Consider the following 19,412-nt stretch of genomic DNA (forward strand, 5'->3'; position numbering starts at 1 on the left):
ACGAGATGACCGAACTCCCGACCCAGCGCATCCTCACCAGCACGCTCGACGTCGCCTACCACGAAGCCGGTCCGGCGACCGGCCCGGCGGTCATCCTGCTGCACGGTTTCCCGTACGACGTGCACAGTTACGCCGGCGTCGCCCCGCTCCTGGCCGAGGCCGGCCACCGGGTGATCGTGCCGTACCTGCGGGGCCACGGCCCGACCCGTTTCCTGCGCCCCGACGAACCCCGCACCGGCCAGCAGGCCGCCCTCGGCGCGGACGTCATCGAACTCATGGACGCCCTGTCCCTGCCCACCGCCGTCCTGGCCGGTTACGACTGGGGCGGCCGGGCCGCCTGCGTGGCCGCCGCCCTCCATCCGGACCGGGTCGAGGGTCTGCTCACCGTCAACGGCTACCTGATCCAGGACATCGCCGCGGCCGCGAATCCGCTGGATCCGGCCCGGGAGGCCGGCTTCTGGTACTTCTTCTACTTCCTCACCGACCGCGGCCACGCCGGCCTGCTCGGCCACCGGCGCGAGATCGCCGAGGTGATCTGGCGCCGCAACTCTCCTAAGTGGTCATTCACGACGGCCGACCTGGACCGTGCGGCCGCCGCCTTCGACAACCCCGACTACGTCGACGTGGTCCTGCACTCCTACCGCCACCGCCTGGGAGCGGCGCCCGGCGCCCCGCGCTACGCCGCCCCCGAGGCCGCGCTGACCCGCACCCCGCCGATCACCGTCCCCACGGTCACCCTGGACGGCACCGCCGACGGCAACTTCCCGGCCACGAACGGCTTGGAGGACGCGCACCACTTCACCGGACCCCGCATCCACCGCCAGGTCCACGACGCCGGCCACAACCTCCCGCAGGAGGCGCCGGAGCAGTTCGCCGACGCGGTCCACGAGCTCGCATCCCTTACTGTGACGGCGTGACGGGGACCCTTCTGCGCGTACGCCTGCTGGCGGTTGCGGCGATCGCCGCCTTCCTGGCCCTGGCTCTGGGCATCCGCCTGGCCTTCACCGGAGGTGACGTCCTCGACAGCTCCCCGGCCCTGGCCCAATACTCGGGCACCACGCTGTACGCGGCGGTGGTCTACGCCGCTGTCTTCGCTTTGTTGCCCCGCACCCGCCCCGGGCCGGCCGCACTGGCCGCGCTCCTGCTCTGCTGGCTCGTCGAGTTCTTCCAGATGACCGGCATCCCGGCCCACCTCTCCGACCACAGCGCCCTGGCCCGGCTGGCGCTGGGCCGGTCCTTCGACCCGGCCGACCTCTTCTGGTACGCCGTCGGCATCCTCCCGCTGGCCGCGCTCCACGGCCTCGTCACCCGCCGCACCCGCGACTAGGGGTCGTGCATCCGGGATCTGAGCACGTCGAACTCGCATCCCGGCGCGTCCGGGTCGAAGCCGTGCCCGGTCAGCCAGCGCGACGCCACCAGGCTGCGCAGTGACCACCAGGCGCGGATCACGTCCCGGTCCGCGCCGGCGCCGTAGCCGGCAAGCAGGTCGTCGAGGCGTTCTTCGTGCCCGAGGGTCAGAGTGGCGAGGTCGAACATGGCGTCGCCGGGGGCGGCCTCGGACCAGTCGATGACGCCGGTGACCTCGTCGTCGTCGACGAACACGTGGGTGATCTGCAGGTCGCCGTGGATGAACGCCGGTTTCCACGGCCGGAGCGCGGCCTCGGCGATCCCGCGGTTGCGCCGGAGCACCTCGGCGGGCAGAACGGCGTTGGCGAGCAGCCACGCGCACTCGCGGTCGAGCTCCGCCGCCACGTCGTCGAGCCGGGCCCCCGGCCACGGCGGCAACGGCGCATCGTGCAGCCTCCGTACGGCCGCACCCGCCGCGGCCCAGGCCGCCGGTGACGCGGCCGACGGCTCGCCGAGGACGCCGAGCGCCTGGCCGGGCACCGCGGCGATCGCGAGCACGGGCGGCTCGCGCCAGAGGATCGCCGGGGTCGGTATCGGCGCCATGGCCATCGCCCGCACCTCGACGTCAGCGTGCGCCGGGTCGCCGTCGACCTTCAGGAACACGTCGCCGACGCGCAGCGTCGCACGCTGGCGGTGTGCGACGACGACTTCAACGTCTTCCATACCGGCCATCCTGGCGAGGACCGCCGCCGATGTCACCGGATTTTGCGGGTCCAGGGGAGTCACTCGACTAAACTGCCGCGATGCGATTCGCCCCCGGCCGGACCATCACCCGCCTACCCGGCGGGGAGGCGAACCCGTGACCGACGCCGGGGTCTTCGCGGCGTACGAGCCGGAGCCGTCCGGAAAACGGCCCCCGGCCGAGCCGGTCGTCATCCGCGAGGGCACGCCGGCGGACGTTCCCGGTTGTCTGCACCTGGTCGAGGCAGTCCTCGGATTGGATCCGGCCGGCTGGGCCGAAAGCCTGACCGCCAGCGCCACCGAGCCCGATCGCATGCTGCACGTGGCCGAAGACGCGGGCCGCATAGTCGGCTACGCAAGGGCCTCCCATTGGATTCGCCCCGCCGACGCCCCGCCGAACGCGGCCCCGTCCGGCTGGTACCTGCTGGGTCTGGTGGTAGCACCCACTCACCGCCGGCAAGGCCTCGGCGAGGCACTGACCACCGTTCGCCTGCGAGCGATAGCCGCCCGCGCCACCGAGGTCTACTACTTCGCCAATGCGCGGAACGAGGCCTCGCTGGATCTGCACACCCGCCTGGGATTCACCGAAGTGAGCCGCGATTTCTGGTTCCCCGGCCTGACCTTCGACGGCGGCGAGGGGGTTCTGGCCCGGGCCATCCTCGGGAACCCCGACTGACTCACCGGGCCGGAACCACATTCTTGGACCAGCGCATGGCTTCCATGACGGTCCGAGTCAGTTCGGCCCCCGAATACTGCCCCTCGAACGCCTCCATGTCGCCGCGCTGATAGGCCTCGACAGTACGGAGCAGCCGCCCCAGGGACCCGGTGCCGCGGGCGAGGGCAACGTCGATCTCGTCGCTCAACGGCAGGTGCTGCGCCAGCATCGCCGGCGTGACCGCCAGAAGCGCCGCCACCGCGGTGACGAGACCGGCCACGAACGCCGCGTCCGGGTCGGTCGAGAACGCCGGCGCCAGGTTGCTGCACAAGCGCGCCCGGTGCAGGGCATCCACCAGCTGGGCCTCGGTCGCCTCGGCCACGTCGTCGACGACCATCAGCATTGCCCATCGCCGGATCTGGTCGAGCCCCTGCATGACGACGGCCTGCCGGATCGACGAGATCCGGGTGGTGGGACAGGCGGCCGCCGAGTTGCTGGCCCGCAGAACGCGCATGGTCAGTGCGGGGTCGCTGGCGATGATCCTCAGGACCTCTTCGAGGTCGGCGTCCGAGTAGCCCAGCGCCGCCACCAGTTCGAGGCGGTGGAGTTTGGTCGGGGAGAGTGAGGCCGCCGTCAGCACTTGGGGCCGGGACAGGACGTACCCTTGCCGCAGTTCGAATCCGTAGTGGTTGGCCAGTTTCAGGTGGTCGGGGGTTTCCAGTCCTTCGGCCACGATCTGCATCTGCGGGTATCGGCGGCAGGCCGCGATGATCTCGTCGACGTGTTCGGTGACGCCGTTGAGGAGGTCGAGTTTGACGTACGACGCGTACGGGATGAGCCGTTCGTGGCCGGAGCCCCACACGAAGTCGTCGAGGGCGATCCGGTAGCCCTGCTCGACGAGCGCCGCCATCCCGTCGACCACCGCCTGGTCCACGGTGACCGTCTCCAGCACCTCCAGAACCACCTGTTCGGGCCCGAACGGCAGCGGGAGTTCGTTGACGAGGAACTCGCGGGTCATGTTGATGAAGCAGGTGCGGTCGCCGACGACCTCGTCGAGGCCGAATTCGGTGAACGCGTTCACGACGACCTGACTGGTTGCGTACGAGTCGCGCCGTTCGGCGTCGACCGCGTCCATCTGGCCGCGGAACAGCAGTTCGTACGCTACGACGTCGCCGGTCCGGTCGAAGATCGGCTGCCGTGCCACATGGACGAGATGGGTCCCCGGTGCGGGTGACGACAGGCGAATCAGCACGGTCCACCTATCGGGCGGCCGGCTCCGAATGTGAGAGGTAACGGCGGACCACCCGGGCCCCGATGCCGGTGAGGATCTCGTGCGGGTTGGTGTCGGCCCAGCGGGCCCAGTCGGCGGCCGTCGGCTCGCCGGCCGTGCCGGGGCCGAACATCACCGCGGTGTCGCCGGGCCGGACGGGCAGATCGCCGATGTCGACGACGACTTCGTCCATGGTGATGCGGCCGACGACGGGTACGCGTACGCCGTGCAGCTGAAACGACGCACGGCCCGACGCCCGCCAGGGAATCCCGTCGGCGAAGCCGAGCGGGATCTGCGCGAGCGGACCGCTCACCGAGACCACCCGGGCGCGAACCGTCATCGCCGGCGTGAGGCCGAAAGTGCGGCCGGGCACCGGCTCGCTGCCGTAGAGCGCGATTCCGGTACGCACGAGGTCGTGCCGGGTCTGCGGAAGGTGCAGCGTGGCGGCCGAGTTGGCCAGGTGGACGACCGGCGCGAGCACCCCGGCGGCCCGGGCGGCGTGGCGGAAGTCGGCGAACTGCCGGATCTGCTCGTGCAGCCCGGCGTCGGTGGTGTCCTCGGCCGTGGCGAGGTGCGACCAGAGCCCGGTGATGCGGATCGTGCCGGCCTCTTCGAGCCGGCGGGCGGCGTCGAGCAGCTTGGTCCAGTCCGGGGCGACGGCTCCCCCGCGGGACATGCCGGTGTCGGCCTTGAGGTGCACGGAGGCGGGCCGGCCGGATTTCCAGGCGTCGGCCGCGACGGATTCGAGCACCGCGACGTCGGCCACCGAGACGTCGATGCCGGCCGCCAGCACCGGGCCGAAGTCGTGGTCGGGCGGGTAGAGCCAGAGCAGCACCGGCGCGTCGATGCCGGCCGCCCGCAGGCGGAGGGCTTCGGCCGGGGTGGCCACGCCGAGCCACCCGGCGCCGTTGGCGAGCGCCGTCCGGGCGACCGGCACCATGCCGTGGCCGAAGCCGTCGGCCTTGACCACGGCCATCAGTTCGGCGCTGCCGGCCGTCCGGGTCAGCAGCCGGGTGTTGTGGGCGATCGCCGCGAGGTCGACGACCGCCTCGGACAGCACGTCGAGCGCGTAGGAGACGCTGGTCATCCGGCCACCGCGGCCACCGCCCGGCGCCCGGAGGCCAGCGCGGTGGCGATGAACTCGTCGAGCAACTGGCTGTACGAGACGCCGGCCGCCTGCCACATCTGCGGGTACTGCGAGTGGGAGGTCAGGCCGGGGATGGTGTTGACCTCGTTGACGACGGGGACGCTGTGGCCGTCGCGCTCGATCAGGAAGAAGTCGGCCCGCAACAGGCCGGCGCAGCCGAGGGCCCGGAAGACGCCGACCGCGGCCTCGGCGAGGAGCCGTTCCTGCGTCGCGTTGAGGTGGGCCGGGATGACGAAGGTGGTGCCGGCGTCGGTGTATTTGCCTTCGTAGTCGAAGAAGCCGCGGTCCTCGGCGATCTGGATCTCGAGGGCGGGCGCGGTGACGACCGTGCCGTCGGCCTTCTCGAGTACGGCGACGTCGATCTCACGGCCGCGGACGGCGGCTTCGACCAGCACCTTGCTGTCGCGGGCGCGGGCCTCGTCGAGGGCGGCGGCCAGGTCGTCCCAGTTGTCGACGCGGGAGACGCCGATGCTGGAGCCGCCGCGGGCCGGCTTGACGAAGACGGGCAGCCCGAGGCGTTCCCGGTCGGCTTCTTCGACGGTCTCGTCGTCGGGGCGGACGACCACGCCGTCGGCGACCTCGAACCCGGCCGTGCCCAGGAGTTTCTTGGTGAATTCCTTGTCCATCGCGGTGGCGCTGGCGAGGACGCCGCTGCCGACGTACGGCGTGCCGGCGATCTGCAGCAGCCCCTGCATGGTGCCGTCCTCGCCGAACGGGCCGTGCAGGACCGGGAACACCACGTCGACGCCGGTGAGCACCTTGAGCGCCGCGGCGATGCTGGCGAGCGGTTCGTCGTCCTTGGCGGCGGCGGCGAAGCCGGCGAGCAGCGACTCCACGTCGGCGGGCGGCCCCTGGTCGACGCCGGGCACCCAGACTCCCTCGGTGGTGATGTGCACCGGGGTGACCCGATAACGGGAGCGGTCGAGGTGGCTCAGCACGCCGACGGCCGACTGGCAGGAAACCTGGTGCTCCGTGTTACGCCCGCCGAACAGTACAGCGACGTTGATCAAGCCCGACAATTCAGTGACTCTCCGTATTTCGGTCGCGACCCGCTCGCGGATTCTGATTTCTCGGACGGCCCGGGAATGGTAGATGCACGCGCAATGTACCGGCAATCTATCGAAGCGTCGCAATGTGAGGTGTTCTGCGTCACACCCCGGCAGTACGCTGCGCAGTCGCGTCGTCTACCCGCTGTTCGCAGTGGCGGAAAACAGTTCTCGAACACATTTTTACCGCGCATTTCCCGGAATCACTGAGCAGCGATCCCGTCACTCTGGGTCGTATAGGTCCCGGAAACCGGGACAACCGCACGGGACTGTGGCCTTTTGTGGAGGGGACAACCGGCCGGATTGCATGCCCTTACCGATTCAACCTCTCGGTAAGGAGATCACACCTTGACCAGAACAATCGGTCGAAGCCTGGCGATCCTGGCCGCACTGCTGTGCGCCCTGGTCGCCGCGCCGACCACCGCAGCCTTCGCCGGCGGGACAGCCCCGGCCGTCGCCGCGGACGGGAGCACCGCCGCCTCGCCGGCGGTCGCCAAGGCCATGAGCGACTGCCCGCTCGAATACTGGTGCATCTACGCCTCCCCGAACTTCGGCGGCAGTCCCGGCAAGTGGAAGGACGCCGAGAACAACTACGGCTCGTGGCCGCACGCCGGCTGCCCGGACGGCACGTGGAACAACTGCGCCCAGTCGGTCTACAACCACGGCCGCAGCTACAAGGTCAGCTTCTTCGACGACTACGACCAGGGCGGGGCGTTCTTCTACCGGCTTCCGGCCGGCAGCTACCTGGCCAACCTGGCCCAGGACACGTGGAGCGACGGCACCAGCCCCAACCGGAAAATCGACTCGCACAACTGGCACGCTCCGTAGGGATGACCTGATGACCCGGAAAGTCTCCGTGGTCGCCGGTGTGATCCTGCTGGCTGCCATCGCCTGGGCGGTGGCAGCCGGTGCCCGGCCCGACCATGCACCGCTGCCCGATCCCGCCACTCTGAACACCGCCGCGCTGGACCTCGCGACCACGTCCACCGCCTACCAGCAGCGGGCTTACGTGCTCTCGCTGGCCGAGCAACAACTCATCACGCGCTGCATGGCCGGGCAGGGCTGGACGTACTGGCCGGCCGAGCCGGCACCGGTCACCGACCCCATCGACCTGCCGTACCGCCGTACGCACGGTTACGGCCTCAACGATCCGTCGGTCACGCCGCCCCCGGCCGGACCCCGGGACGACGATCCCGGCTTCGAGAAGGCCCTTTCCGGCAGCGCGCCGGCCTACCGTCAGATCACCCTGCCCAACGGGTCGACCCTCGGCTATCCGACCACCGGCTGCCTGGCGCAGGCCCGCGCGTCGCTCTACGGCGACGACACCACCTGGGCACGTGCCGACTCCGTCACCCAGATCCTCAGCAACACCGTGCTCACCCAGGCCGGCCGGGACCCCACTTTGACGAAGACCATCGAGCGATGGGCCGGGTGCATGAAGGCTGCGGGTTTCACCTACCAGTCCCCCGGCGCGGCGCTGTCAGCCCTCACCGCCGTCCACCCACGGGCCCGGGAAATCGCCGTGGCGACCGCGGACGGAAAGTGCCAGCTTCAGGTCGGACTGCCGGCGGCCGACCAGGCCGCGCGGCGGGCCACCGCCGCCGCCCTGCCGGTGGCTCAGCGCAGGGAGTTGCTGGATCTCGCCCGCGCGCATTGCCACGCCTACCGCCGGGCGGCGCAGGTGACCGGCCGATCCGGTCCGCAATGCTGACCGGTCAGCGAGACCGGCCCAGGCCGGCGTCCCGGGCCCGGACGATGGCCTCGGCCCGGTCGCGCAGCCGCAGTTTGGCGAAGATGGCCGACACCCGGTTGCGGACCGTCTTCGGGCTGAGCATGAGCCGCCGGGCAATCTCGTTGTTGGCCAGACCGCCCGCCATCATGTCGAGGACCGCCCGCTCGCCGGTGGTCAGCTCCGGGAACGGCGTCGCCGGAACGGGCGCCGCGGCGGCCGCGAAGTAGTCGGCCAGCCGGCGGGCGATCCGGGCCCCGAAGATCGCCTCGCCGTCGGCCGCGGCGTGCACGGCCCGGCGGACCTCGGCCGCCTCGGCCTCCTTCAGCAGGTAGCCCCGGGCGCCGGCCTTGACCGCGGCGAACACCGACTCGTCGTCGTCCATCATGGTCAGTACGACGACGGTGACGTCCGGCTGGTCGTTGCGGATCTCCCGGGTGGCTTCGATGCCGTCGAGCTCGGGCATCCGCAGGTCCATGAGCACGACGTCCGGCCGGGTGCGGGCCACGACCTCGACCGCCTCGCGGCCGGTGGCGGCCAGCCCGACCACCTCGACCTCCTCGAACTGATCGAGCAGCGCCCGCAAACCGTTGCGATAGACCGGATGATCGTCGGCGACCACTATCTTGATCGTGCTCGCGGTCATCGGCGCGTACCCTCCGTCGAAGAGCCGGGGCATTTATTGTTGACGATACGGGCAAAGGGGTACGCGTGGGGAGCGAGGACTTCGACACCGGTGTCGCCCATCCGGCCCGGCGCTACGACTACTGGCTGGGCGGGAAGGACAACTTCGCCGCCGACCGCGCATCCGGGGACGCCGTCGAGGCGCAGTTCCCGACGATCCGGGTCAGCGTGCGGGAAAACCGCTGGTTCCTGCACCGGGCCGTGGCGTTCGCCGCCCGGCACGAGCGGCTCCGGCAGTTCCTCGACATCGGCACCGGCATCCCGACCAGCCCCAACACGCATCAGATCGCGCAGCAGGCCGACCCGGCCGCCCGGATCGCCTACGCCGACAACGACCCGATAGTGCTCGCCCACGCCCGCGCGCTGCTGACCGGCACTCCCGAGGGCCGCACCGTCTACCTCGACGCCGACCTCCGCGAACCGGGCGAAATCCTCCGGCACCCCGAGCTGCTCCGCACGATCGACCTCTCGCAGCCGGTCGCGCTGATGCTGGTCGCCGTCCTGCACTTCCTCGGCGACGACGAGAACCCGCGCGCCGTTGTCGACACGCTGGTCGACGCCCTGGTCCCGGGCAGCCTGGTCATCGCCTCCCACGCGACCCTCGAACACCTCCCGGCCGACCAGGCCGAGGCGATCATCCGGGCCGACGGGCGGGCCCACCCGCGCTCCGGCGCCGCCCTGGCCGCCCTCTTCGACCGGCCCGACCTGCGACCGGTCGACGCCGTGAAGTCGGTCTCGCGCTGGTGGCCGGACGACGCGCCGCAGCCCCGCCCGACCGTCGAGGACACCGCCTGCAACGGCCTGGTGGCCCGCGTCGTCCGGAACACCCGCTGAACCGTCCGGCCTAGGCGGAGGCTTTCGCGGCCCGTTCGATGACCCGGGTGACTGCCGCCGGGTCGGAGATCAGGCCGAGGTGGCCGCCGCCGAAGTACGCGATCGACGCGCCTGTCAACTTCCACCAGCCGCCGCCCGGCAGACCGCCGCGCGGCCTAGCGGGAGGTGTCCAGCGCACGAAGCAGTTCGGCCTTCGTCATCGAGGAGCGGCCGTCGACGTTGCGGCGGCGGGCCTCGGCGTACAGCTCGGCCTTGGACCGCTCGTCCTTGGACCGCTCACCCTTCGCCGGGCTCCGGGGTTTGTCGGACGACTTCCTGGTGGGGCTGGGCTTGCCGAGCTCGTGCCAACTGCTCTCGGTCATCTCGACGCCGAACCTGCCGGCGGCCCGCTTGATCCGCTTGAAGGCCTCGTCGCGCTCGGCGTCGGAGACTTCGCGTACCTGGTCGAACCGGGCGATCGCGTTACGCACGTGCCGGGCGTCGTTCAGCGGCTCCTTGCGCACCCGCGGGAACGCGAAGGTGCTGTCGGACAGGGCGTTCCGGTCGGCGGCGTCAAGTTCATGCCTCTTGGTAGCCATGGGAAACAGGTACCCCCGCACGCTCACGGCTATGCACCGGCAGGGCTACCCGTCGGGGCCCCGCACAAACCAGTTACCTCCCGGAGCCGCCGGGTATGCCGGGCGGTGACGCCAATTTGCGGAGGTAATGATGAAGGCAGTCGTCTATCGGGGACCACGCCAGGTCGAGGTCACCGAGGTGCCGGATCCGTCGATCCAGGCGCCGACCGATGCGATCGTGCGGATCACCACGACCAACATCTGCGGTTCCGACCTGCACATGTACGAGGGCCGCTCGGCGGTCGAGGAGGGCAAGGTCCTCGGGCACGAGAACACCGGCGTGGTCGAGGCGGTCGGTGACGCGGTGGGCCGGGTCAAGGTCGGCGACCGGGTGTCAGTGCCGTTCAACATCGCCTGCGGCACCTGCCGCAACTGCGTCTCCGGCTGGACCAGCTACTGCCTGCGGACCAACCCGACCGACGGCGTCGACGGCGCGGCCTACGGCTATGCCAACATGGGCCCCTACGACGGTGGCCAGGCCGAGTTCCTGCGGGTGCCGTACGCCGACTTCAACCTGCTCGAGCTGCCGCCGGGGCGCGAGCACGAGAACGACTTCACGATGCTGTCGGACATCTTCCCGACCGGTTGGCACGGCACCGAGCTGGCCGGCATGCAGCCCGGCGACCGGGTGGCCGTCTTCGGCGCCGGCCCGGTCGGCCTGATGGCCGCACACAGCGCGATGATTCGCGGCGCCTCCGAGGTCTTCGTCGTCGACAAGGAACGCGACCGCCTCGACCTGGCCGGCAAGATCGGCGCCACTCCGGTCGACTTCTCCCGCGGCGACCCGGTCGAGCAGATTTTGGAGGCCACCGGAGGCCGTGGCACCGACTGCGGTGTCGAGGCGGTCGGTTATCAGGCCCACGACCCGTCCGGCGAGGAGCACCCCGAGCTGGTGCTCGACAACCTGGTCAAGGTCGTGCGGTCGACCGGTGGCATCGGCGTGGTCGGGGTCTATGTGCCTCAGGACCCGCACGCCGCGACCGCCCAGGCCCAGCAGGGGCGGATCGCCTTCGACTACGGCACGTTCTTCACCAAGGGCCAGCGCATGGGCACCGGCCAGTGCCCGGTCATGCGGTACAACCGGCACCTGCGCGACCTCATCGTCACCGGCCGTGCCCAGCCGTCGTTCCTGGTCTCGCACGAGCTTCCGCTGTCGGAGGCGGCCGACGGCTACGAGAAGTTCGACCGGCGCGAGGCCGGCTGGACCAAGGTGCTCCTCCGCCCGGCAGCCTGAAGAACGATCCGGTTGCCACTGCTCAGGTCGACAGTGGTGCGGCGGCCGGCGACGGCGACGGTCACCGTCGTGCGGCCCGCCGGTCGCCGGGCGTGCAGGGCGATCTCGGTCGGTGAGACCTGGCCGCCGCGGGTCTCCCAGGCCAGATCGACACTCACGCCCGGCCGCGCCACGAGGCCCGCCACGCGGCCGGACGGCCAGTCCGGGGGAACGGCGGGCAGTAGATCGATGAAGCCGCGGTGGCTCTGGACGAGCATTTCGGCGACTGCCGCGACGTAGCCGAAGTTGGCGTCGATCTGGTACGGCGGGTGGGCGGCGAGCAGGTTCGGGTAGAGGCCACCGCGCTCGCCGGACCGCTCGGTCGTCGCCGGGCGCAGCATCAGCGGGAGCAGGCGGGACACGTGGCCGGGCTGGCGGAGGCGGGCCCGCAGCGCGAGTTTCCAGGCCAGTGACCAGCCGGTCGAGTCGTCGCCGCGGTCGTCCAGGCTCCGGCTCGCGGCCGCCAGCAGCGCCGGGTCGTCGGGGGTGTCACCGGGATAGGCCCAGACCAGGTGGCTGACGTGCCGGTGGCCGGGCTCGCCCTGCGGCGGGTTGCCGGCCCATTCGGCGATCAGCCCGTCGGCGCCGATCGGCGGGGCCGGGATGCGGGGCCGCACCTCCCGGACGGCGGCAACCAGCGGGTCGCCGGAGCGGTCGAGCCGGGCGGCCAGGGCGGTCAGCGCATCGAACAGGCCCGCGATCAGGGCCAGGTCCATGGTGGCCGATCGACCGGCCGCCGTCGGGTGACCGCCCGACAGGTAGTGGTTCTCGGGTGAGGTGGAGGGCGACGTCCCGACTGAGCCGTCGCCGTGCGGAACCAGCCGGTCCAGGCAGAAGGCCGCGGCGCCGTGCAGGATCGGCCAGGCCCGGTCACCGGCGAACTCCGTCGACGCGCCGAAGCGGACGTGTTCGTGCAGCAGCCAGCTCAGCCACACCCCGCCCATGGGCCAGAACGCCCACGACGGATCCGCCCGGCCCCGGCCGACGGGCGCGGTGAACGCCCACGCGTCGGTGTTGTGGTGGGCGGCCCAGCCGCGGGCGCCGTACAGCTCGCGGGCGGTCGCGGCGCCCTCGCGGGCCAGCGCCTCGAGGAGGTCGACCAGCGGGGCGACGGTCTCGGCGAGGTCGGTGGTCTCGGCCGCCCAGTAGTTCATCTGCGTGTTGACGTTGATCGTGTAGTTGGAGCTCCACGGCGGCCGCATCTCGTTGTTCCACAGGCCCTGCAGAGTCGACGGCAGACCACCGGCGGCCGACGAGCAGATGGCCAGGTAGCGGCCGTAATGGAACAGCAGCGCGGCCAGGCCCGGGTCGCCGGCGCGGAGCCGCGTTCCGGTGGGCCGATCCGATGCCGGGCCGAGGTCGAGGGTCACCCGGTCGAAGAGTTCCGCGTGGGCCCGCTCGTGGCGGGAGACCAGCGCGTCGACACCGCGCGAGAACGCCTGCGAGACCCGCTCGCGAGCACCGCCGGAGGTTTCCGCCGGCGGCAAGCCGATTCCGGTGAACGTCGTCTCGGTGGCCAGGATCAGGTCGAGGTGGCGGACGCCGTCGGCCCCGCCGGCCACCGCGTGGCCGTCGTGCGAAACCCGGAACACCACCGCGCCACGCACCGCCGCGGCCGGATCGGGGTCCCAGACCGGGGACAGGTCGGGCTCGTGCGGCGGGGGCATGTCGCTCGGCAGCCGCACCGACAGCCAGGCGCCGTTTTCGTCGGCTCCCCGGCCGTACCCGAAAAGGGGTGACGTGATCTCCCAGCGCACCCCGACCGGTTGCTGCGCCCGAAGGCGCAGCACCAGGACCCCGTCGGCCCGGGAAACGAAGGAGGTCCAGCTCATGTCGGATCCGTCGAGCCGATAGGTGACGCGACAGGTCGCGGTCGAGAGGTCGAGCTCTCTCCGGTACGCCTCGACGACGCCGCCGGAAGCACCGGCGCTCAGGTGGAGGTCGGCGAACGGCAGGTAGGCCTGGGACCAGCCGCCCTGCAGGTCGTGGAGCCGCCGGTCGGCCTCGGCCGGGTCGCCGCGCTCGATCGCCGCCCGCGCCTCGTGCAACGCCGAAGCGGCGACCGCGGGGTCGATGCGGCTGTTGGCGGCCTCGTTGAGCGGGCTGCCCGACCACGCGGTGCCGTCGTTGATCTGCAGATGTTCCCGGCCCGGCCGGCCGTGCACCATGGCGCCCAGGCGCCCGTTGCCCAGCGGATAGGCCTCGAGCCAGCCGGCCGCCGGCGACGCGGACCAGAGAAGGTGCTCCACCGGCCGCATCCTAGACGGGGCGAGCCCGGCGCTCTGCGTCATCCGTTCGCTGCGGTGAGCGAGGTCCGCGGGCGGTAGCTCCCAGGCGGCGCGGGGTCGGTTAGTCTTCGATGCCCGCGCCGCCCCCACGGAGGGACCACAGTGACGATCAAGCCGCACGGCAAACGCCACAAATCGCCCGTCTGGGCGCGAATCACGTTGGCGCTGGGCATCGTCCTGGTCGTCGTGACGGGCAGCGGCTACGCGGCGATGGGCGTGGTGTCGCACAAGGTCAACTCGGCGTTGCCCGATGAGGACCTGCTCGGCTCCGTGCAAGGCTCGGGCGCCCAGAAGGGCGGCAAAGACGTCAAGGGCGCGAAGAACATCCTGCTGGTCAGCCTCGACACCCGGCCGAGCTGGTCGAAGTCGCACGAGCCGAGCCGCTCCGACTCGATCATCATCATGCACATCCCGGCCGACCACTCCACGGCGTACATGCTGTCGATCCCGCGGGACACGCTGATCGACATCCCGGCGTACGACAACGGCGCCCAGAAGTACGGCGGCGGCGCCAACAAGGTCAACTCGGCGTTCGCGTTCGGCAGCCGCGGCCTCGACGGCGACAAGGCCATCCAGAACGGCACCAAGCTGCTCGCCCTGACCGTACAGAAGAAGTTCGGCATCGTGCCGGACGCCGCCGCGATCATCGACTTCTCCGGCTTCAAGCAGATCATGCAGGTGCTCGGCAAGGTCTGCATGTACGTCGACGAGGACGTCACCTCGATCCATGTGGGACACACCGCGGACGGGAAGCAGGCGGTGCCGTACAAGACCGACGCCGCCGGCGCCCACCCCCGCAAGGTCCCGGGCGTCACCGCCAACAAATACACGGTCGGCAACCACTGCTTCACCCCCACCGAGGCGCTCGACTACGCCCGGCAGCGCGATCTGCTGTCCAAGGGCGACAGCGACTACGGCCGCCAGCGCCACCAGCAGCAGCTCCTCAAGGCGATCATGAAGCAGACGGTCAGCAAGGGGCTCAGCTCCCCGAGTAAGCTGCCCGGGCTGCTCAACGCCGTCGGCAAGGCGATGGTCATCGACAAGGGTGGCATCGACCTGGAGGACTGGGCGCTGAACATGAAGGACATCAACCCCGACCACCTGGTGACGCTGCGCACCAACGGCGACTCGCCCAACGGCTTCCGGACCGTGCCGTCGAGCCAGACCCCGCCCGGTGTCGGCGAGGCCCAGTACCTCGATGACGAGAGCCTTCAGATGTTCGCGGCGGCCAGGAACGACTCGCTCTCGTCGTTCGTCCTCAACCACCCCACCTGGGTGGCGGCCAACTAAAGGCGAACTAGCCGGCCTTCACCTTGTCGTGCAGACCCTTGATGGCCTGCACGTAGATCTCGGAGAAGGTCGGGAACGGCTGGATCGTGTCGCGCAGGATGTCGAGCGGCACGTTGGCCCGGATGGCCAGCGTGGCCTGCTGCAGCCACTCCCCCGCCTCGGGGCCCACCGCGTACGCGCCGGTCAGCACCTGCCCGTCGCTGAGCAGCGTGAGGAAGCCGGTCGAGTCGGCGTACTCGCGGGTGTAGGCGGCCGTCTTCGCCACGTCCTTGAGCTGCACCGTGGAGCTCACCGGTGCCTCGGTCACCCCGACCGCCGCGACCTGCGGATCGGTGTAGACGACGCGGGGAACCGCCCGGTAGTCGGCCGGGCGCGGGTTGCCGAGGATGTTGTCGGCGACCACCTCGCCCTGGTATTTCCCGACGTGGGTGAGCATGAACAGGCCGGTGGAGTCGCCCACCGCCCAGGTGCGGTCGGCCACGCGCAGGTTCTCGTCGACCGGGATGCCCCGGGACGTGCCCTCGACGCCGATCGTCTCCAGGCCGATGCCCTCGACCCGGGGCCGCCGGCCGGTCGCGACCAGCAGCTTCGAGCCCCGCAGTTCCTGGCCGTCGTCGAGGGTGAGGACGTACTCGTCGCCCTCGAGGCGGGCCGCCGTCGCGTGCGGGCCCAGCACCACCTCGACGCCGTCCCGGCGCAGAACCGTGCCGAGGGCCTCGCCGAGGGACTCCGGCTCCCGGGGCAGGACGTGCCGGCCGGGGCCGGTGATGACCACCTCCCCGCCCAGCCGGCGGACCGCCTGGGCCATCTCGACCCCCACCGGGCCGCAACCGAGCACGATCAACCGGCGCGGGACCTCCTTCATCCCGGTCACCTCGCGGTTGGTCCAGATGCCGGGCAGGTCCCGCAGGCCCTCGATGGGCGGGATGACCGCGTCGGCACCGGTGGCGATGACCACGTGGTCGGCCGTGTAGCGCCGCCCGGCCACCTCGACCACGCCCGTCCCGGCCAGCTTGCCGCTGCCCCGGATCAGCGCGATGCCGGTGTCGGCCAGCCAGCGCTCCTGCCCGGCGTCGGAGTAGTCCGACACCATGAAGTCGCGCCAGGCCAGGGCGGCCGCCACGTCGACCTCCGCGGTGGCCAGCGCCTCGTGGGCGGCCTGCACCGCCTCGCCCGGCCGCAGCAGCGTCTTGGACGGGATGCACGCGTAGTACGAGCATTCGCCGCCGACCAGTTCCCGCTCGACCAGGGCGACCCGCAGCCCGCCGTCGGCCAGGGCGCCGGCCGTGTGCTCGCCGGGTGAACCGCCACCCATCACGATGACGTCGAAGTCGCTCACGAAAATCTCCCGTCTAGTGAAGATGCCCGGCCCGGACGAGCATCTCGTTGACCGCCACCCGCCGCTCCCGGGTGACGATGTAGGAGATGGCGTCGGCGATGTCGGAGGCGTCCAGTGCCTCGCCCGGCGACACCACACTGACCCGTACGTGCTCGGCGAGCAACTCCTGCCGGAGCGACTCGGTGAATCCCCGCAGCCCGAACTGGGTCAGGTTGTAGACGCTGCGGCCCGGCCGGGCCAACCGGCCGGCGGTCGAGCCGACGTTGACCAGATCGGCGACCTGCCGCGGGGACGTCGCGGCCGCGTCGATCAGGTACGGGATCGCCGCGTGCGTGATGTGCAGCAGTGCCGCCACGTTGAGCGAGACCATCCGGTCCCAGTCCTCGACCGTGGTGTGCAGGGCCGAGTTGAGCAGCATGATGCCAGCGTTGTTGACCAGGATGTCGAGCCGCCCGAGCCGATCCAGCGTGCGCTGGACCACGTCGTCGGCTTCCACCGGGTCGGTGATGTCGGCCTCGATCGGAATGCCGATTCCCGCCCGGTCCAGGCGGTCCCGGTGGGTACCGACCAGCGCCACCGCCGCGCCCTGGAGGGCGAGGCGGCGGGCGATGGCGGCGCCGGTACCGCAACTCGCCCCGGTGACGAGGGCGACCGCCCCGTCCAACGCCAAGTCGGACATGGCCGCCGTTCCTCAGGAGGGCAGTTCGGTGCCGGCCTGCTCGGCCACCATGTAGGCCGCGTACCAGTCGGGCCAGTTCGGGTCCTCCTGGCCGGTGCGGGCCTCGTGCTCGCCGTGTGCGGCGGCGGCCCGGCGCAGCGCGGCGGCGAGGTCGGACGTGGACGAGAACTGGGTGACCGACGGGTCGAGCCGGCCCGGGAGCCGGTTGGTGATCTCCTGCAGTAGCCAGCCGTTGCCGTCCGGGTCGCTGAACGACAGGAACGAGCCGTAGCTGCCGCGGCTCGGGGCCGGACCGTCCACGCGGGCGTCGGTACCGCCGTGGTGGAAGACGCCGCCGGCGTCGTGGAAGACCTCGGTCGGCTCGGCACCCATCCGCTTGAGTTCGTCGCGGGCGGCCTCGATATCGCTGACGATCAGGTGGAGGCCCTGGGCCGTACCGGGTTCCTGGGCCGTCACCGACTTGCCGAAGATGACCGAGGTGGGCGAGCCCGGCGGGGTGACCTGCACGACCCGGAAACTCTCGTCCGTGGCGACGTCCGCGTCGAGCCGCCAGCCGAGGCCGGTGTAGAAGTCCTTGGCCCGATCGACATCGCTGACACCGATCACGACGACTTCCAGCTTCATATCCATGACTAGAGCCTCCAGCGCTCATCCGTGTTGCCGACGGGTAGAGATTCCCGCGCCCGGCACCGGGGTCGCGCCAGGGAAAGTCCCTGGCTTACGCCCGCCCGGGGTGCACACGGGCGCGAGCGAGGTCACCACGGCGGCAGGATCTTCACGCATGAGACTCCGATCACCGGCCGGTACCGCCCTGATCGCCGCGACCGTCCTCGCCTCCATGGTCGGCTTCCTGGACGCCTACATGATCAACGTGGCGATCCCGGCGATCGGCCACGACCTGCACGCGAGCGTCAGCGAACTCCAGTGGGTGCTGACCGGCTACCTGATCACGGTCGCGTCGATCCTGCTGCTCGCCGGGGCGCTAGCCGACCACTTCGGCCGCCGCCCGGTGCTGGTCGCCGGCCTGCTGGTGATGTTGGTCGCCTCGGTCGGCTGCGCCCTGGCCCCGAACACCGCCCTGCTGATCGTGGCCCGGCTGGTGCAGGGCGTCGGCGGCGCGCTGGTCGTGCCGAGCAGCCTGGCACTGCTCAACGGGACGCTGCGCGAACAGGACCGCGCCCGCGGCATCGGCATCTGGGCCGGCATCTCGACGCTGGCCACCACCCTGGGCCCGTACGGCGGCGGCTGGCTGGTCGACCACGCCTCCTGGCGCTGGGTGTTCCTGCTCAACCTGCCGCTGATCCTGCTCGCCCTGCTCGTGCTGAGCCGTCTCCCGATCGGCGTCACCACCCGGCGCCCGCTCTCGCTCGACGCCGCCGGCGCGCTGCTGGCCGTTCTCGGCCTCGGCGGGATCATCTATGCGCTGACCGAGGGCCCGGACGCCGGCTGGGCAACCGGCCCGGTGCTCGGCGCCGGCATCGTCGGCGTGCTCTGCCTGGCCGCGCTGGTGCCGGTGGAGCAGCGGCTGCGCCGGCCGATGCTGCGAACGTCGCTGTTCCGGTCCCGGCCGTTCGACGCGATCAACGCGGCCACCCTGCTGTTCTACGGCGCACTGGGCGCGGTCGGCTACCTGGTGGTGCTGCAGTGCGAGCTACGGCTGGGCTACAGCGCGACCGCGGCGGGCGCCGCGCTGATCCCCGAGTCGGCGGTCTTCCTGCTGGTCTCGCCACTGGTCGGCGGCGTGGTCGCCCGGATCGGCACCCGCTGGCCGATGGCGGTCGGCATCCTGGTCGTCGCGCTCGGCTTCGTCTGGCTGTCGAACGCCGCGCCGGGCGACTCCTACGCCGCGGCGATCCTTCCGGGCGCGCTGCTCTGGGGCCTCGGCATCGGCCTGGCCGTCGCGCCGCTCACCGCGGGCGTGCTGGCGGCGGTCGACGAGGGCGACCTCGGCGAGGCGGCGGCGATCAACGACGCCGCCTCCCGGGTCGGCGGCGTGGTGCTGGTCGCGCTGGTGCCGGTGCTGCTCGGCGCGGGCAGCGCCACCGGCCTGACCGAGCCGCTGACCCGCCACTACCAGTCGGCGATGCTGGTGCTCGCGGCGGTGACAGCGGTCGCCGCGGCGCTCACGGCCGTCTTCGTGCCGAGCCGCAAAATCCCGCCGGCCCACCTGCCGCCGGCTCCCCGCGTCACATCCTGCGCCGCGCCGGTCGCCGCCTAGGGCTTGCCCCGCCGATCACGCGGGAGCGAGGCGCGGTCCAGGTGGTGGCTGACGTCGGGCGCGCCGCGCTCGCATCCCGGTGTTGGATGTGGGCGTGGCGCGGCCGCCGCCAGGCGCTGGCTGGGCCACGCCGCAGGCCCTCGTGATCGGCAGGACAAGCCCTAGTACTGCAACGGCACTTAAGTTGATCTTCTGCGCCAGTGGGATAGTTCGGCTTGTCGTTGTCTGCGTCGTCGGAAGCGTGACCAGCTGACG

The 19,412-nt window shown here is 71.3% G+C and carries 19 protein-coding genes; 9 read left to right on the forward strand and 10 right to left on the reverse strand.

Annotated features, from left to right (window positions below; genetic code table 11):
* The first annotated feature begins 5 nt into the window (after positions 1-5).
* On the forward strand, positions 6-917 hold the full coding sequence (locus ACIA5C_RS42625; protein ID WP_396065839.1) for an alpha/beta fold hydrolase: 912 nt from the start codon (positions 6-8) through the stop codon (positions 915-917).
* Positions 914-1,327 carry a DUF2809 domain-containing protein gene (locus ACIA5C_RS42630; RefSeq protein WP_396065841.1) on the forward strand — a complete coding sequence of 138 codons (414 nt, stop codon included), beginning with the start codon at positions 914-916 and terminating at the stop codon, positions 1,325-1,327. The genes ACIA5C_RS42625 and ACIA5C_RS42630 overlap by 4 nt, the downstream gene beginning before the upstream one ends.
* Here ACIA5C_RS42630 and ACIA5C_RS42635 read toward each other — a convergent pair.
* Positions 1,324-2,070 carry a phosphotransferase family protein gene (locus tag ACIA5C_RS42635; protein ID WP_396065843.1) on the reverse strand — a complete coding sequence of 249 codons (747 nt, stop codon included), beginning with the start codon at positions 2,068-2,070 and terminating at the stop codon, positions 1,324-1,326. The two genes, ACIA5C_RS42630 and ACIA5C_RS42635, sit on opposite strands and share 4 nt — an antisense overlap.
* A 136-nt stretch (positions 2,071-2,206) precedes the next feature.
* On the opposite strand from ACIA5C_RS42635, the gene ACIA5C_RS42640 reads away from it, so the two are divergent.
* Entirely contained in the window at positions 2,207-2,764 is a 558-nt protein-coding gene (locus ACIA5C_RS42640) for a GNAT family N-acetyltransferase (RefSeq protein ID WP_396065845.1), read from the forward strand.
* A 1-nt stretch (position 2,765) separates the two neighbouring features.
* Here the strand turns inward: ACIA5C_RS42640 and ACIA5C_RS42645 are convergent, their stop codons facing one another.
* Genes ACIA5C_RS42645 through ACIA5C_RS42655 form a run of 3 tightly spaced genes read right to left on the reverse strand, consistent with a single transcriptional unit; the run spans position 2,766 to position 6,170 of the window.
* Positions 2,766-3,995: an EAL and HDOD domain-containing protein gene (locus ACIA5C_RS42645; RefSeq protein ID WP_396065847.1), complete on the reverse strand. Its 1,230-nt coding sequence runs from the start codon at positions 3,993-3,995 to the stop codon at positions 2,766-2,768.
* Positions 3,996-4,002: 7 nt separating this feature from the next.
* Positions 4,003-5,100: an alanine racemase gene (gene alr, locus ACIA5C_RS42650; protein WP_396065849.1), complete on the reverse strand. Its 1,098-nt coding sequence runs from the start codon at positions 5,098-5,100 to the stop codon at positions 4,003-4,005.
* Positions 5,097-6,170 (reverse strand): D-alanine--D-alanine ligase family protein, encoded by a 1,074-nt coding sequence (locus ACIA5C_RS42655; protein ID WP_396065851.1) that lies wholly within the window; start codon positions 6,168-6,170, stop codon positions 5,097-5,099. Before ACIA5C_RS42655 ends, alr begins: the two co-directional genes overlap by 4 nt.
* Before the next feature lie 384 nt (positions 6,171-6,554).
* On the opposite strand from ACIA5C_RS42655, the gene ACIA5C_RS42660 reads away from it, so the two are divergent.
* Together ACIA5C_RS42660 and ACIA5C_RS42665 are read left to right on the forward strand one after the other, a co-directional pair.
* Positions 6,555-7,034, forward strand: a complete 480-nt coding sequence (locus tag ACIA5C_RS42660; RefSeq protein WP_396065853.1) for a peptidase inhibitor family I36 protein — start codon at positions 6,555-6,557, stop codon at positions 7,032-7,034.
* A 10-nt stretch (positions 7,035-7,044) separates the two neighbouring features.
* Positions 7,045-7,917 (forward strand): hypothetical protein, encoded by an 873-nt coding sequence (locus ACIA5C_RS42665; RefSeq protein ID WP_396065855.1) that lies wholly within the window; start codon positions 7,045-7,047, stop codon positions 7,915-7,917.
* A gap of 4 nt (positions 7,918-7,921) precedes the next feature.
* Here ACIA5C_RS42665 and ACIA5C_RS42670 read toward each other — a convergent pair whose 3' ends face one another.
* On the reverse strand, positions 7,922-8,581 hold the full coding sequence (locus ACIA5C_RS42670) for a response regulator (protein ID WP_396065857.1): 660 nt from the start codon (positions 8,579-8,581) through the stop codon (positions 7,922-7,924).
* A gap of 65 nt (positions 8,582-8,646) precedes the next feature.
* Here ACIA5C_RS42670 and ACIA5C_RS42675 point away from each other — a divergent pair, with 65 nt between their 5' ends.
* Complete coding sequence (locus ACIA5C_RS42675) at positions 8,647-9,453, forward strand: SAM-dependent methyltransferase (RefSeq protein ID WP_396065859.1); 807 nt, start codon at positions 8,647-8,649, stop codon at positions 9,451-9,453.
* Between the two features lie 155 nt (positions 9,454-9,608).
* Here ACIA5C_RS42675 and ACIA5C_RS42680 read toward each other — a convergent pair whose 3' ends face one another.
* Complete coding sequence (locus ACIA5C_RS42680; RefSeq protein WP_396065861.1) at positions 9,609-10,031, reverse strand: DUF6582 domain-containing protein; 423 nt, start codon at positions 10,029-10,031, stop codon at positions 9,609-9,611.
* 130 nt (positions 10,032-10,161) lie between these two features.
* Here ACIA5C_RS42680 and ACIA5C_RS42685 point away from each other — a divergent pair, with 130 nt between their 5' ends.
* Positions 10,162-11,304: a glutathione-independent formaldehyde dehydrogenase gene (locus tag ACIA5C_RS42685; RefSeq protein WP_396065863.1), complete on the forward strand. Its 1,143-nt coding sequence runs from the start codon at positions 10,162-10,164 to the stop codon at positions 11,302-11,304.
* On the opposite strand, the gene ACIA5C_RS42690 is transcribed toward ACIA5C_RS42685, so the two are convergent.
* Positions 11,241-13,592, reverse strand: a complete 2,352-nt coding sequence (locus ACIA5C_RS42690; RefSeq protein WP_396065865.1) for a glycosyl hydrolase family 95 catalytic domain-containing protein — start codon at positions 13,590-13,592, stop codon at positions 11,241-11,243. The genes ACIA5C_RS42685 and ACIA5C_RS42690 overlap by 64 nt on opposite strands.
* 141 nt (positions 13,593-13,733) lie before the next feature.
* Here ACIA5C_RS42690 and ACIA5C_RS42695 point away from each other — a divergent pair, with 141 nt between their 5' ends.
* Positions 13,734-14,921, forward strand: coding sequence for an LCP family protein (locus ACIA5C_RS42695; RefSeq protein ID WP_396065867.1), 1,188 nt, complete (start codon positions 13,734-13,736; stop codon positions 14,919-14,921).
* A 7-nt stretch (positions 14,922-14,928) separates the two neighbouring features.
* Here the strand turns inward: ACIA5C_RS42695 and ACIA5C_RS42700 are convergent, their stop codons facing one another.
* From ACIA5C_RS42700 to ACIA5C_RS42710, 3 genes are read right to left on the reverse strand one after another with little or no spacing between them, the layout of a single operon-like run.
* The gene (locus ACIA5C_RS42700; protein ID WP_396065869.1) at positions 14,929-16,260 is read right to left on the reverse strand and encodes a dihydrolipoyl dehydrogenase family protein; all 1,332 of its coding nucleotides are present in this window, start codon (positions 16,258-16,260) and stop codon (positions 14,929-14,931) included.
* A 13-nt stretch (positions 16,261-16,273) separates the two neighbouring features.
* Positions 16,274-16,939: an SDR family NAD(P)-dependent oxidoreductase gene (locus ACIA5C_RS42705; RefSeq protein WP_396065871.1), complete on the reverse strand. Its 666-nt coding sequence runs from the start codon at positions 16,937-16,939 to the stop codon at positions 16,274-16,276.
* A 12-nt stretch (positions 16,940-16,951) separates the two neighbouring features.
* The gene (locus ACIA5C_RS42710) at positions 16,952-17,569 is read right to left on the reverse strand and encodes a VOC family protein (RefSeq protein ID WP_396065873.1); all 618 of its coding nucleotides are present in this window, start codon (positions 17,567-17,569) and stop codon (positions 16,952-16,954) included.
* Between ACIA5C_RS42710 and ACIA5C_RS42715 the strand changes: the two genes are divergently transcribed.
* Positions 17,568-19,157 (forward strand): MFS transporter, encoded by a 1,590-nt coding sequence (locus ACIA5C_RS42715; protein ID WP_396065875.1) that lies wholly within the window; start codon positions 17,568-17,570, stop codon positions 19,155-19,157. The two genes, ACIA5C_RS42710 and ACIA5C_RS42715, sit on opposite strands and share 2 nt — an antisense overlap.
* The last annotated feature ends 255 nt before the right edge of the window (positions 19,158-19,412 follow it).

This window comes from Actinoplanes sp. NPDC051343 (assembly GCF_044455125.1).
GTDB lineage: Bacteria > Actinomycetota > Actinomycetes > Mycobacteriales > Micromonosporaceae > Actinoplanes.

Excerpts from the sequence above, each read along its gene's own strand:
- ACIA5C_RS42625 (WP_396065839.1), top strand. The coding sequence starts at position 6 with ATGACCGAACTCCCGACCCAGCGCATCCTCACCAGCACGCTCGACGTC.
- ACIA5C_RS42635 (WP_396065843.1), bottom strand. The coding sequence starts at position 2,070 with ATGGAAGACGTTGAAGTCGTCGTCGCACACCGCCAGCGTGCGACGCTG.
- alr (WP_396065849.1), bottom strand. The coding sequence starts at position 5,100 with ATGACCAGCGTCTCCTACGCGCTCGACGTGCTGTCCGAGGCGGTCGTC.
- ACIA5C_RS42665 (WP_396065855.1), top strand. The coding sequence starts at position 7,045 with ATGACCCGGAAAGTCTCCGTGGTCGCCGGTGTGATCCTGCTGGCTGCC.
- ACIA5C_RS42670 (WP_396065857.1), bottom strand. The coding sequence starts at position 8,581 with ATGACCGCGAGCACGATCAAGATAGTGGTCGCCGACGATCATCCGGTC.
- ACIA5C_RS42680 (WP_396065861.1), bottom strand. The coding sequence starts at position 10,031 with ATGGCTACCAAGAGGCATGAACTTGACGCCGCCGACCGGAACGCCCTG.
- ACIA5C_RS42685 (WP_396065863.1), top strand. The coding sequence starts at position 10,162 with ATGAAGGCAGTCGTCTATCGGGGACCACGCCAGGTCGAGGTCACCGAG.
- ACIA5C_RS42705 (WP_396065871.1), bottom strand. The coding sequence starts at position 16,939 with ATGTCCGACTTGGCGTTGGACGGGGCGGTCGCCCTCGTCACCGGGGCG.
- ACIA5C_RS42715 (WP_396065875.1), top strand. The coding sequence starts at position 17,568 with ATGACTAGAGCCTCCAGCGCTCATCCGTGTTGCCGACGGGTAGAGATT.
- ACIA5C_RS42710 (WP_396065873.1), bottom strand. The coding sequence starts at position 17,569 with ATGGATATGAAGCTGGAAGTCGTCGTGATCGGTGTCAGCGATGTCGAT.